The sequence below is a fragment of the Dapis hubbardiae BLCC-M172 genome (assembly GCF_050016015.1).
GTDB lineage: Bacteria > Cyanobacteriota > Cyanobacteriia > Cyanobacteriales > Microcoleaceae > Trichodesmium.
Genome location: NZ_JBNHEQ010000011.1, coordinates 31,696 through 46,772, shown reverse-complemented (window position 1 = coordinate 46,772; position 15,077 = coordinate 31,696). Strand labels below are relative to the sequence as shown.

Sequence of the window (15,077 nt, the reverse complement as noted above, 5' to 3'; positions counted from 1 at the left end):
TTACTCAAGTTTCCCACTCTTTGTGTACTACATTTTGTCGTGCGGAATGTGGGTTTTAAGTTAAACTACTATAATTGAAGAAATAAAAATTCAAAATCTCGACCATTTGAGTATACTAGCAGAACTATAGTTATTTAACTTAAGAATGAGACATTAAGTTACCCAATAATAACGGATAATTTCATCTAAAGATTTATGTGCAGGAGCATACATTATACTTTTGCTACCTTGGTTATCTTCCCACCACTTTCTATGTAATCTATTACCTTTTGTCTTACATTTAAGCTATAAGTCATTCTTTAAACTACTCTCAATTCTATTTGAAAATTTTGCTCTGTTTTTGTCTCATCCTTAAGTTAAACGACTATAATTGATGAGATAGGAATATTAGAAATAATCAACCATCAACAATAAATTAATTAGGAATTAATAGTGGAGAAAAAATTACATCAGGATAGGTAATTAAAGCTTGAATTAACTTCGGGGTTATGAATGGTATCACGTCCTCTATATTTGTTTAGTCAGTTCTTTGAAGACAAAGAGATAGAAAAATTATTACGAATAGGTCTAATATCAAATCCGATAGCATCGGTTTAATTAAATAGAGAGTTTGGTGAGATGAGGATATCGGCGTGCATATTTAGCAATAGTGATCGTGAAGAGAACATTTTTTTATATCAAATCTGCTTAATTCGATATAAAAAGTGAATATTTAAACGATGGATATTTCTACTTCTATTTCTAGCGGTCTTTCTATATTTTTGCTACTCCTCCTAAATAATTTAGTTTCCTGTCTTCGAGTTTTTTCAGAAATGTTGTGTCCGATACCATAACCTGGATCAATTAAAACTATTCCTGGACGATAACCTTGATTTAGAATAAAGTGAATAGATTTTATTCCTATGTATGGTTTTTTCTCAAATAGTTGATCTTTTTTTCCTTATGAAAAGCAGAGCTTTGCCTCAGCAATCAGCTAAATTAGTAGGGGCTATAGAACCCCTGAAGGGATCTATTTAAAATTAGAGATTGAGAGTGGGGGAGTAGGGGAGTGTGCAGAGATGGGGAGATGGGGAGATGGGGTGTATTAGATATCTCCCACTCATCCAATCATCAAATCAATTATTACCCATTTTTTATCAATTAATTCTCCACCAGGACTTATTTTATGGAGATACGCTTAGGGGTTCTATATGTAGTCTATTTGTTTGACATACTCTCCGGCTGTTAGGCGCGGAGATTCTCCTGAAAACAGGATTCTTGGTTCAATGAGTCCACTTAAATCAGATACGCAAGCGATACCTAAGCCAGAGATGGTTCTCTCCCCAAGCGTTTACTCTATTTCAAGAGCCTGTTCCCGTATGCCCTACGGTACAGTTCAAACCTAAAAAAACTTTGGTTCTCTGGTACTTGTTGCTTAGAGCTTTTCCATACACAAGCATTCGGAGTGCAAAACCCCATAACTCTTCTCTTGGTCAGCATTCCCTCTCTTGGTGCGCGTTCCGCAAGCGACTTGCCTCTTTCAGAGGAGCTTCGCTAACGTCGTCGCGGGGTCGCACCGTAAGCGAGCTGACGGCGACGCGGGGTCTGACCGCAGTTTTCAAGGTAAATGGCGCTACTGATTAAGTAGCTAGGTTTTTAGAGTGGTTGAATACCTTTCCACTTTTTCTAGCATAACACAAAGTCCCCCTAAAAGGGGGAGGCTCTAAACCCAATTTTTCGGTAAGCCCTGTAGATGTTTGAGATATTTTTAGCATATTGAGGTATTTCTTTTATTGCTCTTGGTTCCAGCCATTTTTTCCCTCAAAAACATTCAAGTCTGCCTAGGCTTTACGGACAAAGAACAGCTTAAAATGGATATTATAATTATAGGATTATAGGGTAAATTTTCCCTAATCAACTAATCAAAAGCTTGGCCCAGAGTAGCTAGTATCTCTAATCGGAAGCTGGGAGCCAACTTAAACAAATGGTCAATTAAAAGGAAAGATAAAATTATGGGATTATTTGATCGGATTGGTCGTCTCGTTAGAGCTAATGTTAATGAGATGGTAAATAAGGCTGAAGACCCTGAGAAGGTTCTAGAACAGTCTATTATTGATATGCAGGAAGATTTAGTCCAATTGCGTCAGGCAGTTGCTAGCGCTATTGCTACTCAGAAACGTAGCCAACAACAGTATAATCAAGCTGAATCTCAAGCTAATCAATGGTACTCCCGGGCACAGTTAGCTCTGCAAAAGGGAGATGAAAATCTGGCCAAGGAAGCTCTACAGCGTAAGAAGACTTATTCTGAAACAGCAAACACTGTAAAACTATCTTTGGACAGTCAAACAGCTCAGGTAGAAACTCTAAAAAGGAATCTGACAGCTTTAGAAGGTAAGATTTCTGAGGCTAAGACTAAGAAGGATATGTTGAAGGCGAGAATGACCGCTGCTAGGACTCAGGAGCAACTTAATAATACAATGGGTTCTATTAATACTAGCGGGGCAATGGCAGCTTTTGACCGGATGGAAGAAAAGGTCTTGCAAATGGAGGCTCGTTCCCAAGCTACAGCAGAGTTAGCTGGTGGTGGTGGTTTGGAAGAGGATTTCCGAAAGTTGGAAGCTAGTAGTGATGTTGATGATGAGTTGGCAGCGATGAAGGCACAACTTACAGAGAGTTCAGCAGTTCAGGGTAAATTACCAGCTTCTCATCAAGGTTCAGCAGAAAAATCGGACGTTGATAGTGAGCTGGAGGATTTGCGTAAACAACTTGACAAAATGTAAACTTTAATTTTCTATTTCAATTGATCTTTACACTAAGACTTTTAGCTTTGATAGATATTTAGCTCTCTCCAGGATAAATCCCATGTTTGTTTCGCTGCACGAGATGAAAAGCACAACTTTTACAGGAGACAAGAGGCGAATAGCTTCAATGTGGGATTAATCCTGGTCTTAATTGTGATCTAGGTTGATTTTCTATCTACATTCTTCTTGAATTTTCATATCATTTTCGGTTAAATACTTCTAAATAATAAGTAGGTGTATGTAAAAAAATCACACCAATATGTAAGTGTTAGGTAAAATATAGAAATTGTTTAATCTCTTTCTGCTTCGTCTTCTTATCTACTATTCTTTCTTCCTTATCAAGGATTATTTTATATCTAATTTTACTTACTTGCTTAGGTAGTAGGAGATTAGGGAAAATTATAATAATTGTTCTCAATATCGAACAGAAGGTTTTTATAAATAACTATCCTAGCTTGATAGGACAGAGAATATACTTAAATTAATACAGTATTATACAGCTAGGGATGAAATAATAACCTTTTCCACAAGAAAAACCTACAACAAAAGTTTTGTTAAACTCCAAAGCCAACTCAACTCCCATGTTTCGACTTGAAGAAGTTTGAAACACTTTTGAGAGAGTCAACCAAATTTAGCTGATGACCTTCAAGTTAAATAGAAGTAAATTCTATGATTATTTACTTCTATTTGCTCTTCAACTTAACTGAAATTAATTGATACCAATTAAGGATTAAAATAAGATTAAAAAAAATCATGGTGGCAACAGGTTTTCATATATAATTAAATAATTTTAATTTACCTTGTTAATTAATTCAAAATATTTATTAACTTAACTATGTCTAATTTGCGCTGGCTAATTGTTAGTTCTTCTGCCTCTGGAGCTGGTTTTCTTTCTATTGTATTTTTATTTTTTACTTTCTTCTATCATAAATTTACTTTATCAGGTCTTTTAGTTCTATTGTTTGTATTAGTTTTTTTTATAGTAAATGTAGTATTTACTGCTCATTATTGTTCCAAGATTTATAGAGAACTATACATCAGAAAGAAAATGCAAACACAAATGAAAATGAGAGCAAAACCTACAAGATATCGATACTAAATTTTGAGGGAATAAATAATTTAAGACAATAGTTTAGCACAGGATATTTAGAGAATTTTGGTCAAGTTATCAAATTAACAAGAAAGATTGAAACTAAGGCAAGTTTATTGCCATTTGGCTTAAAATAGGTTACAAATTATCTAAATTGCCGAATTTATTACCACCTAATTAATTACTAAAAATGTTTCATTTTCTCAACCCTATTCTTGGTCGTCATCCAGAACATATAAAAGCAAAGGTCGAAATTTATACTTGGCAAACTTGCCCGTATTGTATTAGAGCAAAACTTTTGCTTTGGTGGAAAGGTGTCAACTACATGGAATACAAAATTGATGGCAATGAAAGTGCCAGAAATAGTATGACTGAACGTGCTAATGGAAGTCGTACTGTGCCACAGATTTTTATTAATAATCAACATATTGGTGGCTGTGATGATATTTATGCTTTGGATCGCAAGGCTCAATTAGAGCCTTTATTGATTGACATACTCGCAGACTAAATCAAAAATTATAGGGTAGCATTTTCAGCAAAACTGATTCTATACTCATAGAAAGGACTTAGATGTGCAATATCCCTGTTGCCAAAACCTAAAAAAATAACGGGAGGAAGTTAGCCAGCCTGTTTTAACGGCTGGTTGAATAACGACACGCGGGTTTTAACCCGTAGTAAAAATCTGCTATACTAGAGATAGCAAGTAAGAACAAGGTTTGTCGCCATGACAAGAGCGCTAGTGCGGTGAAATTCCGGTGGACAGGAGACGGGGAATTAATTTCCTACGACGGCTGAAAGCAAGCAGGCAGCTAAAGCAGCGATTTATTGCTCCAACATCTTGAGTAAAACCACTCGTGAAAGCTAAAAAAAAGTAAGCTCACAGCTAGATTTTGGTCTATGCCGAGGAGTTTAGAAGTCTGTTGACAGGCTTTAAGCAAATGTGGATTTATCCCATTTGCGGTGGGTAAACCACGGAATCCAGGGTGTTTCAACCCCTGGAGATGTCAAGTATTGCTTCTATAGAACCCCTGAAGGGATCTATTTAAAATTATAGATTGAGAGTAGGGGAGTAGGGGAGTAGGGGAGTAGGGGAGTGGGGAAGTGGGGGAGTGTGGAGAGATGGGGAGATGGGGAGATGGGGGAATGGGGTGTACTAGATATCTCCCAACATCCCATCATAAAATCAATTATTACTCATTTTTTATCAATTCCTTCTCCTGATAACCTATTTTCTGGAGATACGGTTAGGGCATCTATAAGCCTTAACGACAAAAGTTTCCAAATTTTAGATAGGGTTGCCCTAGTCTAAACCCCAGTAAACAAAAAATCCTATGTAATTTATCATAATAATTAAACCATTGTGTCAACTGATATCAAATTGCATCAAATATTGACTCAGCTAAATTATGATTTTTCAAAGTAGTTGCCAATTTTCAAACCTCTTTTTGAATTTTTTCCTAAGTTAAAAACCTGCTGCAAATTTATCTAAATTATCTAACCGCCATCTAGCATCAAGTTGGCGGTTTGTTTGTAATTCTAAAATTCTTATTCCACTACTTGGTAAAGGATTTAAAAGTTGTTGTAATTCCTTCCAGGAAAATATTTTTTGATGTTCTAGACCATAAGTTTTACATAAATCAGCAAAATTAATATCTTGGGGAGTAGCAAAAAATTCTGTAAAAGGTGGTTCAAATTTAGCTATGGGCAACATTTCAAAAATTCCGCCTCCTTGATTATTAATCAAAATAATAGTTAAATGACCAACTAATTTATTTCTCAGTAAAAAACCATTGGTGTCATGTAAAAGTGCTAAATCTCCTGTTAACATGACACTACTTTGATTAGAATAAGCTATACCTAAAGCTGTTGATAAAGTACCGTCTATTCCGTTTGCACCTCGATTGAAAAATGGCTGAATTTGGGAATTATTCGGAACCCAGAAAAATTCTACATCTCTAACTGGCATACTATTAGCAATAAATATTGGTGTATTTTTTGGTAATGTCTGAGATATTAACCAAGAAGTTTTAGGTTCTAATATCTGATTTATTGCTGACATTTGTTTGTCAATATTTTCTCTAATTTTTGCTTCATAGTTACACCATAAATTCAAGTAATTTATATCAGAGTTATCCAGGGTAATTTCAGGAGTAAAAATTTTTGCTAGTTGTTCTACTGAGATTCGTAAGTGAGTTGTCTTGCCATGAAGCGGATCGAAGTTATGGTCACTTTTGTCAATAATTAATCTGTAGGAATTAGTTGCTTGTAGCCAACTTCTTAGTTGTTTACTTGTTGGTAATTCTCCGATTTGTAAGACTATTTCAGGAATGAGTTTTTCTGCTAATTTCTGATTTCTTAAAATTAAATCATAAGTGCTAATTAAATAGGGATTTAACTGGGAGTAGTTTCTTAGAGGCGATAAACCTTCGGCTAAAACAGGGAAGTTTAAAGTTTGGGAAATTTTAGCGATCGCCTGACAATAGACTTCAGGTTTTTCTGGTTGTGCTAAACCTGCAATTATAATCCCTTGCTGATATTTAAGTTGATTTTTTAAGAGTTCTATTAAGTCAAAATTTGGGATAAATTCTGTTGTGCAAATAGGCTTGACAGCAGCAAAAAAGTTTTGGGAGAATTTTGATTCTAAGGCGATAGCTTCTGGTTGGGGTATGGGTGATAAAGGGTCTCGGAAGGGAATATTAAAATGCACAGGTCCGGGTTTAGGAAAGCAGGTTTTTTCCCAACCATAAATAACTGTTTGTCTTAAATATTCCAGTCTTTTTAGTTCTACTGAAGGTAAACTTAGTTCAATTTGCCAGTTTGGATAATTGCCATATATTTTAACTTGATCGATTGTTTGACCAGCATGACAATTTCGTAATTCTGGGGGTCTATCTGCGGTTAAAACTAATAGTGGGATACGACTTTCTTTGGCTTCTATTATAGCTGGATAAAAATTAGCTACAGCGGTACCAGATGTGCAAACTATAACTACAGGTTTATGATTTTTTTTTGCTATTCCTAGGGCAAAAAATGCTGCTGAACGTTCATCAAGAATGGGAATAGTTTCAATTTTGGAATGGGTAGCGAAGGCGAATGTTAGAGGTGTAGAACGAGAACCGGGACTGATAATTGCTATGGTTAATCCTAAATGTTGTAGTGTTTCTACTAAAATGGATGCCCATACTGTATTGATATTTATAAAATCAATTGACATTGTTAAGTTGTGAATCTTGAATAGTAATACGTCAAGCCAAAAAGGTTTAAGACAGTATTGAATAACTGAAAGAAACAATAGAATATTAGTAAGGGAATAGTAAAAAATAAATTATCCAATTTTTGAACTAGACCTAATTTGTGTTGCTCCCTATATTTCCTACTCCCTACTCCTTAAATTCAAGGTAATTGTATATTTTTTAATTTGGAAGTCCCTAATTAATCTTCTACGTTCTGTTATCTCTAACTGCTTCTTTCCTAAACTTGAATTTTTGACTTTTTCTTTCTATTTTTGAATCCTTTACTTTTTGACCTCTGCTGTAATACTTCTGGTGGCGGACCATAATCTCCATCAGAAAAATATTGTCGTTCTACTATATGTTGGGATTCTACTTCAATCCATAGACGCGCTCCCCCGGCTTGACTTTTATTTGGTTGATGGGGTTGATAAACTATTTGGCAAGGTCCCTTAATTTTCAGAGCATGGCAATAATCCTTTTTATCTCCTACTTTTACAGCAACTGCGGGATAGGCAGTGCCATTATCTCGGTTGTAATCTATTGTTTTTCGCAGAACATGAATAAAAGTATTGCCTGTACGTTTATTTTTGTTCCAAGTTCCTTCAGGACCACGACTACCTGGTATAATGTCTGGCATTCCACGATGATTAAGGGGAATCATCCAAATTCTTTCGACTTTATAAGCGCCGATGACTCGGCCTTGATTGAGTAGTGTTCGTAATCTACCTGTTGATATATTCAGTAGAAATGCTGCTTGTGTTGTACGTACTGATGAGGTGTTCATAACTACAACGTCTTAGTTTTAAATTATATATACCTATTATATTTAATATAATAAAACATATTACTTTAAATAATAGACTTGTAGGTAAATAAGTAGTCGTGCTTTTAGGAATTTCCTAGTTGAGAGAGGGAACAGGAAACACTTAACTGAGGATAGGGAGAAATAATTGAGAATTTATGGATAATATTGAAGATGTAGAATAAAGTTTGTAATTAATTTTGCATGAGCACTTAAAAGGAAAAAATCGCTCAAACCTAGACAGAGCAAAAATTCCCAGCTCTTTTGAGTTCTAAATAGCTATAATTCTTACAGAACAAGCTTTTTGGGGATTTTTTAAGTTATAAAGCAACAAGTCTAATTTTTAATTGAGTCAGAAAAGTAAAAAAGTAATCAGAGTTAAGAGAAAAATATTTTGGCTTTACTATCAAAAGAAAAACAAAATAGGAAAAAATTCAATTTGAGGTGATATTTTTCCCTATTTCTTATTCCTAGTGAACCAGTTCCCTTTGGGACTATCGCTATTTTTTTTCTATCAACAAAATTTCCCCTTCATTCCTTTTTTCTTGCCTTGTATTAACAACTAATTTAAAAGCAAAATCAATTATTATTTGCTAAGAAGTGTTAAAAAAAAATGCTTTCGAGCAATTCTTTATCTGTCCTGATGACTTCTATCTATCGCGTTTCTCAAGCATCGGAGGTACAGTGGTTTTTCTCCTCCCGTACTCTTTAAAACAAAGGAATGTCGATATCTCTCTCTTTGTGGGAATTGCTATAATTATTTATAACTCTTCAACTGCACATGATATTACAATTAGACCTACAGAATGTGCATTTCAAACTAAAGCTTTCAATAAACTCTGAAGTTTTAGTTGAACTTCTGCCAATTCTTTATCTGGTTTAGAACCAGTAACTATACCTGCACCAGCATAAAGTCTAGCATGGTCTCCATTTATTAAAGCTGACCTAATACCTACAGCAAATTCCCCATTTCCTTGATGATCTATCCAACCAATTGGTGCTGCATAAAGTGAGCGATCAAAAGTTTCAAAATTCTGTATTTGTTCTTGAGCAATATCTCTAGGAAATCCTGCCACTGCTGGTGTGGGATGAAGTTCTGCCAATATTTCTAAAAGATGAATATTTTGAGAAATTTCTGCTGTAATTGGTGTCCATAAATGTTGAATATTTGATAATTGTAGTAAATGTGGTTGAGATGAGTAATTGGGTTTTAATCCTAAATCTTGTAGACGTTTAATAATAAAATCTATGACAAATTGATGTTCTCGTAAATCTTTTTCACTAGATAATAAACTATTGGCTAGTTTGGCATCTTGACTGGGAGTTTTACCTCTAGGTGCGGAACCTGCTAAAGCATCTGCAATTAACTGATTATTCTTAATACTAATTAAGCGTTCTGGACTTGCACATATAAAATTTTGACCGTTGCCATTACTGGTAGAAATTACATAGCAGTCTGGATAAAAGAATCGCAAGTTATTTAAGGATTTGATTAAGTTAAAATTCGTTTGAGAATATATATCTATGGCGTGAGCTAAAACAATTTTTCTTAAAGAATTTGAGTTGATTAAGTCTAGAGCTGAAGCAACTGATTTTTTAAATTCTTGTAAATGATTGACGTTGATTTTCCGAAGTTTTTTATAAGGTTTAGTTAAAGTTGATAAATGAGTATTTTTGATCTGGGTTATTTGCTGGAATTTATCCCAAATTTTCTGGGAAATATTTTCAATGTTAATAGAGATGCTGATAACTGTATTAATTACAAGTATATTGTGGTTATTTGTCTGAGCTATTTGCCACTTTGGTAGAAATATTGTTGCTGAAGGAAAGTGAGGATTTATAGATAATTTTTGTTGGTAATTCCCATTTTGATGAAAGTTGTTGAGATTGGTTTGACTCTGTTTTTCAAAGAAAGTAAAACTACAAAAAAAGTGGGGACCTGCATAAGGTAAATGTGTCGCACCTATAGAAATTGTATTATTCAAACATGATTGAATAAAAGATTGAGCCTGCGCAAAACGATTCCCACTTTTCACAGTCAAGTGAGTAGCACCGTCAATAGCAGCGATAGCCAAGCTATTTTTGTAGAGATTTTTTTCTCCAATCCCTTGTTTTTCTAAATAAAAATGTAGTTGATGTGGTTCACAAATTTCTTGCAATATTGCTAGGGGATCTAGCGGTAATATTTCCAGAGAAATACTGACTATTTTTTTCTGCACCTTGTCTGTTAATGTCTGTTGACAATTGAACAGAAATTGATGCAGGTCTTGGCAGTTTTGAAACAGATTAACAGAAGTTGGTATTACAGACATGAAAATAAGAATAGCAAATTTTCACTGAATCAGAGAGAGTGATTGGTGGGGCTGTCCAATTCCGGACAGTGGCCAAAGTTATCCCCTAGCATTAATTAACATTAGACCTTTTTTCACATCCCTTTTGTGACGATAGGGGATAGGGGATTATTCAGGCAAGTCGAAAGCCTAAATCAAGTCAAATGTAAAGTAAAAATAAATTACGTTATTTTTTGTTAAGATTTTGGTCTTACTGGCAAATTAAAGTGGTAAGAGATTAGAAATTGTTGTTAATAAACAATATTTCTGGATAATATTTATCATTGTTTTTAGGGTTAGTATTGAGCTTTTTCTGGGGAATGCTATACAAACAGCTTTAAAGAGTTAAGCAATTACTAAGATTAGCTGATGACCAATAAATAGGTTTATGCCTCTCCTTTCAAGGGAATAAAAAAGAAATTTCATCTTTCAAGTCTCCGGCTTTCCTACGGAATGCTGCGCAAACAGCTAGAGGTACTGATAACTGATAACTAATAACTAATAACTGATATGACAGCTCAAGTAGTAAATAAGTCTGATAAAAAATTATGGTTAGCTGCCATTAAACCACCTATGTATACTGTAGCAATTATGCCGATATGGGTAGGAACAGCAATAGCTTTATGGGAAAAAAATGGGATTGATTGGTCTATTTTTTTAACCTTTATCACATCGGCAATTTTAATTTTAGCTTGGGAGAATATTAGTAATGATGTGTTTGACTCGGAAACAGGTATTGATAAAAATAAACACCATTCTTTGGTGAACCTGACTGGGAAGAAAGACTTGATTTTTTGGCTAGGTAATCTATGTTTATTTTTAGGTATTTTGGGAATTGTAATAATTAGCTGGTGGTTGCAAGATTTAACTGTAATTGGATTAATATTGCTGTGTTGTGTTTTAGGATATGTTTATCAAGGTCCTCCGTTTAGATTAGGGTATCAAGGTTTAGGAGAAATTCTCTGCTTTTTTGCTTTTGGTCCCTTGGCAATTTCTGCTGCTTACTATAGTCAAACTAAAGCTTGGTCAATCACCAGTTTAACTGCATCAATAATTATTGGAATTACTACGACTATTATTCTCTTTTGTTCCCACTTTCATCAGGTAGAAGATGACTTAGCAGCAGGAAAGCGATCGCCTATTGTGAGAATGGGAACTAAGGTAGGTTCTCAAGTATTAAATTGGTCTTGCGGGATTGTTTTTGTATTAATTTCTATTTGTGTAGGTTTACGATTTTTCCCAGTTTGGACTCTATTAAGTTTTGCTGGTTTGCCTTTTGCTATTTATTTATGTCGTCACGTTAGTAATCATCACGACCAACCAGAAAAAGTTAGTAACTGTAAATTTATTGCAGTTTATCTACATTTTTTTAGTGGGTTACTATTTGGCTTAGGATTTGTTCTGTAAATCTCAAAATAAGGGAATAGGGAATAGTTAAGAGTCAAGAGTCAAGAGTTTAGGGGAATTATAGAGAATATCCTCAAAATAATGGTTTCTTGATTCCTCTGCCTCGCGTTAAGCTGTTAAGCATTTAAACCACATATTTGTTATATACCTAGTTAAGAATACAATCCTTATTAATTATGAATTCAAATAAGGATTGCATTTTAAATGCGTTTTATCTTACCCGAAAATGCTGATTTTTTTAACTGTATTAACTAAAAAGCTGGTACTTTTTAAAGACCATTTAATTGCTCAAATTTGGTTTTTCTATAAAAAATATGTTATGATTTGTAAAGTACAAAAATATATAGTTTTAAAAAACGTTGTACTGCCAAATATAACAATTGATCAAAAGGAACATTAAAGCCATGGTTAATAAAATTCAAAAAAGTGAAAAAGAGTGGAAAGAACAACTCACACCAGAACAGTTTAATGTAACTAGAAAAAAGGGAACTGAAAGACCATTCACAGGGGAATATCATAACAATAAAGAAAAAGGAATATATAAATGTATTTGTTGTGGTACTGACCTATTTAGTTCAGAAGAAAAATATGATTCTGGCACAGGTTGGCCTAGTTATTGGACACCTATTAATCAAGAAAATATCAAGGAAGAAGCTGACTGGAGTTTATTTATGCGGAGAACAGAAATTCTCTGCAATAATTGTGATGCTCATCTAGGTCATGTTTTTCCTGATGGTCCGCCTCCAACAGGGTTGCGTTATTGTTTGAATTCTGCTGCGCTGAAGTTTGTTAAAGCTGAATAAATAATGGATAATTGATAATTAAAACTATCCTTAATTATTAATTATTCATTACCTCTGATTAAAACCGTACTTGATTCAATCAAGTACGGAAATGTTCTTAATGGATAATAAATAATGAATAGTGGATAATGAAAACTATCTCTAATTAAGCTACTAAGCATTTAAATTGCTTATTCTAACAATAACCAATTAAAGTTAGAGTTTTGTACAGTCAATATTTGCTTGTTTTGCTAAAAATTACAATACATCGTTTAAATAGTTATCAATTAGCAATTATTCATTATCCATTATATCAAATTACTTTTTTCATAATTATTGATTAATGTTTGATGAGAAAAATTACAAATTTAATTACTCTTTAACTGAAAAAAGGAATAAACAGGTTATTTTATTACTACATGGGTTTATGGGGAATAGTGATGATTTTATAGAAATTATTCCTCAGTTATCTGAAAAATTTTGTTGTCTAACAGTTGACTTACCTGGGCATGGAAAAACTAGAGTTTTTGGCAGTGAAGAATATTACAATATGCCAAATACTGCTAAAGCATTGATTGATTTATTAGATGATTTAAAGATTGAAAAATGTTATTTATTTGGGTATTCAATGGGTGGTAGATTGGCATTATATCTGGCGATAAATTGTCCGAATCGGTTTGAAAAAATAATATTAGAATCAGCATCTCCAGGGCTAAAGACTAAAGTAGAGCGATCGCTTCGTTATGAGTCAGATTTAAAATTAGCTGATAAGTTGGAAAATAGCAATTTTCAAAAGTTTTTATTTAACTGGTATAATCAACCATTGTTTGAATCTTTGAGACAACATGATAATTTTGAAAAGGTCAGAGGAAGGCGGTTGGAAAATAATCCATTGGATTTAGCAAAATCTCTCCAAAATTTGGGAATAGGTAATCAACCTTCACTTTGGGATAAATTATCAAATCATCAGATTCCTACATTATTAATGGTGGGAGAGTATGATGAGAAATTTCAATCTATTAACACTGAAATGGAAGAATTATGTCAGTTTGCTAAAGTGAAAATAATTCCTGAATCTGGTCATAATATTCACTGTGAAAATTCTAGAGAATGGGTTGAAAGTATAATAAATTTTTTGATAAAAGGAACAGAGAAGAAAGTATAAACCTATTCCGGCTCCATCAGTCTTGAAAGCTTTGTTTAATAGTAGGGCTATTTCATTCTAGAATCAAGTGACGATTGAGAGATTAGTTGATATAACCTTCAATCCTTAAAAAGCCATATTTTCGTTAATGTACAAAAAGTCAGAAATTAGAACCAAATAGCCCTGGTTTAATAGGTAGTTAGGAAGTAAGCAAAGATTACACCAATATTATTGGTTTGGTCAATAATATTAAAGGATTTTTTCCTCATTTATTTCTCTCTCTCACCTGCAAATCTCATCTTACTATTAATCCAAGAGGTAGGGTGGTGAGTTTTGTCAAAAAAAATATTCTCAAAAAATGCTCCAATACAAATCATGCACTACAAATTACAATTTTCACTCTACAAACGTAACTTCAAACAACCTCTCAAAACGAGTCATGGTATCTGGGATGTTAGAAAAGGAATTATTCTACAACTAACCAGTAAAACTGGAAAAATAGGTTTAGGTGAAATTGCACCTTTAAGTTGGTTTGGGTCGGAAACTTTGTCGGAAGCTTTAGATTTTTGTCACCAGTTGCCAAAAGAAATAACAAAAGAAACTATTTTTTCTATTCCCGATAATTTACCTAGTTGTAAATTTGGCTTTGAGTCAGCCTGGGAAAATTTTCAACAAGTACAAGTAGAGGAAAAGGAAGAATTGAGCAAGAATTTTTACAGTGCTTTATTGCCAGGAGGAGAAGCAGCTTTAGAAATTTGGCAGCAACTTTGGCAAGAGGGATATCGAACTTTCAAATGGAAAATTGGAGTTGATAAAATTAAAACAGAACTAGAAATATTTCAGCAGTTAGTTAAAGAACTGCCTACTGAAATAAATCTGAGATTAGATGCTAATGGTGGATTAATTTTTGAGGAGGCAAAGCAATGGTTAGAAATTTGCGAAAATCTCAAGATAATTGAATTTATTGAACAACCTTTATCTGTTGATAAATTTCCGGAAATGTTGGAATTAAGTAATTCCTACTCTACCTCTATTGCTTTAGATGAATCTGTTGCAAACCTCAGAAAAATGCAGCAATATTATCAACAGGGTTGGCGCGAAATATTTGTGATTAAACCTGCTATTTTTGGTTCGCGAAGAGAACTTCACAACTTTTGCAAAAATCATTCTATTGATGCAGTTTTTTCTTCAGTATTTGAAACAAATATTGGCAGAAAAGCAGGACTTAAACTTGCCACAGAATTACAACCAAACTTAATAAAAAATCGTGCTTTTGGTTTTGGGATCACCCAATTTTTTGATGAAAATAGAGAAAATTAAGTTAGAAGTAGAAAATAAATTTTCGATTCTCGTATCTGTCGGCGGGAGTCGAACCTTATCTATATATTTGTGGGAGATAGAATATTTTACTTACCTACTAATTTTTGCCGAGAAAATCTTCTCTGGTCTGAGAGAAAATTCTGGCAGAAGTAGAAATTTCGATTCTGGTATCTGTCGGCGGGAGTCGAA

Annotated in this window: 12 protein-coding genes; 8 read left to right on the top strand and 4 right to left on the bottom strand. The window is 33.8% G+C overall.

The features are described from left to right. Positions 1-212: 212 nt before the first annotated feature. Positions 213-296, bottom strand: coding sequence for an IS630 transposase-related protein (locus ACP6PK_RS01115; RefSeq protein WP_094672200.1), 84 nt, complete (start codon positions 294-296; stop codon positions 213-215). 1,695 nt (positions 297-1,991) lie between these two features. On the opposite strand from ACP6PK_RS01115, the gene ACP6PK_RS01110 reads away from it, so the two are divergent. The 3 genes from ACP6PK_RS01110 (at position 1,992) to ACP6PK_RS01100 (ending at position 5,179) form a co-directional block, all read left to right on the top strand. Then, entirely contained in the window at positions 1,992-2,759 is a 768-nt protein-coding gene (locus ACP6PK_RS01110) for a PspA/IM30 family protein (protein WP_094671896.1), read from the top strand. 1,301 nt (positions 2,760-4,060) lie between these two features. After that, complete coding sequence (grxC, locus tag ACP6PK_RS01105; protein WP_094671898.1) at positions 4,061-4,378, top strand: glutaredoxin 3; 318 nt, start codon at positions 4,061-4,063, stop codon at positions 4,376-4,378. A gap of 585 nt (positions 4,379-4,963) precedes the next feature. Continuing rightward, the gene (locus tag ACP6PK_RS01100) at positions 4,964-5,179 is read left to right on the top strand and encodes a hypothetical protein (RefSeq protein WP_426557024.1); all 216 of its coding nucleotides are present in this window, start codon (positions 4,964-4,966) and stop codon (positions 5,177-5,179) included. A gap of 153 nt (positions 5,180-5,332) precedes the next feature. On the opposite strand, the gene menD is transcribed toward ACP6PK_RS01100, so the two are convergent. The 3 genes from menD to ACP6PK_RS01085 form a co-directional block, all read right to left on the bottom strand. Beyond that, the gene (gene menD, locus ACP6PK_RS01095; RefSeq protein WP_426557022.1) at positions 5,333-7,084 is read right to left on the bottom strand and encodes a 2-succinyl-5-enolpyruvyl-6-hydroxy-3-cyclohexene-1-carboxylic-acid synthase; all 1,752 of its coding nucleotides are present in this window, start codon (positions 7,082-7,084) and stop codon (positions 5,333-5,335) included. Positions 7,085-7,341: 257 nt separating this feature from the next. Further along, a complete protein-coding gene (locus ACP6PK_RS01090; RefSeq protein ID WP_426557020.1) occupies positions 7,342-7,887 on the bottom strand; it encodes a hypothetical protein in 546 nt (181 codons plus the stop codon). An 833-nt stretch (positions 7,888-8,720) separates the two neighbouring features. Next, positions 8,721-10,217 carry an isochorismate synthase gene (locus ACP6PK_RS01085; RefSeq protein ID WP_426557018.1) on the bottom strand — a complete coding sequence of 499 codons (1,497 nt, stop codon included), beginning with the start codon at positions 10,215-10,217 and terminating at the stop codon, positions 8,721-8,723. Between the two features lie 528 nt (positions 10,218-10,745). Between ACP6PK_RS01085 and menA the strand changes: the two genes are divergently transcribed. The 5 genes from menA to ACP6PK_RS01060 all read left to right on the top strand — a co-directional run. Continuing rightward, positions 10,746-11,642, top strand: coding sequence for a 2-carboxy-1,4-naphthoquinone phytyltransferase (menA, locus tag ACP6PK_RS01080; protein ID WP_426557016.1), 897 nt, complete (start codon positions 10,746-10,748; stop codon positions 11,640-11,642). Between the two features lie 404 nt (positions 11,643-12,046). Further along, positions 12,047-12,445, top strand: a complete 399-nt coding sequence (msrB, locus tag ACP6PK_RS01075) for a peptide-methionine (R)-S-oxide reductase MsrB (protein ID WP_426557014.1) — start codon at positions 12,047-12,049, stop codon at positions 12,443-12,445. Between the two features lie 322 nt (positions 12,446-12,767). Then, on the top strand, positions 12,768-13,589 hold the full coding sequence (menH, locus tag ACP6PK_RS01070; protein ID WP_426557012.1) for a 2-succinyl-6-hydroxy-2,4-cyclohexadiene-1-carboxylate synthase: 822 nt from the start codon (positions 12,768-12,770) through the stop codon (positions 13,587-13,589). A gap of 354 nt (positions 13,590-13,943) precedes the next feature. Continuing rightward, positions 13,944-14,888, top strand: coding sequence for an o-succinylbenzoate synthase (locus ACP6PK_RS01065; protein WP_426557010.1), 945 nt, complete (start codon positions 13,944-13,946; stop codon positions 14,886-14,888). Next, positions 14,869-15,077: hypothetical protein (locus ACP6PK_RS01060; RefSeq protein ID WP_426557008.1), on the top strand; the 209-nt coding region annotated here is incomplete at its 3' end. The genes ACP6PK_RS01065 and ACP6PK_RS01060, both read left to right, overlap by 20 nt.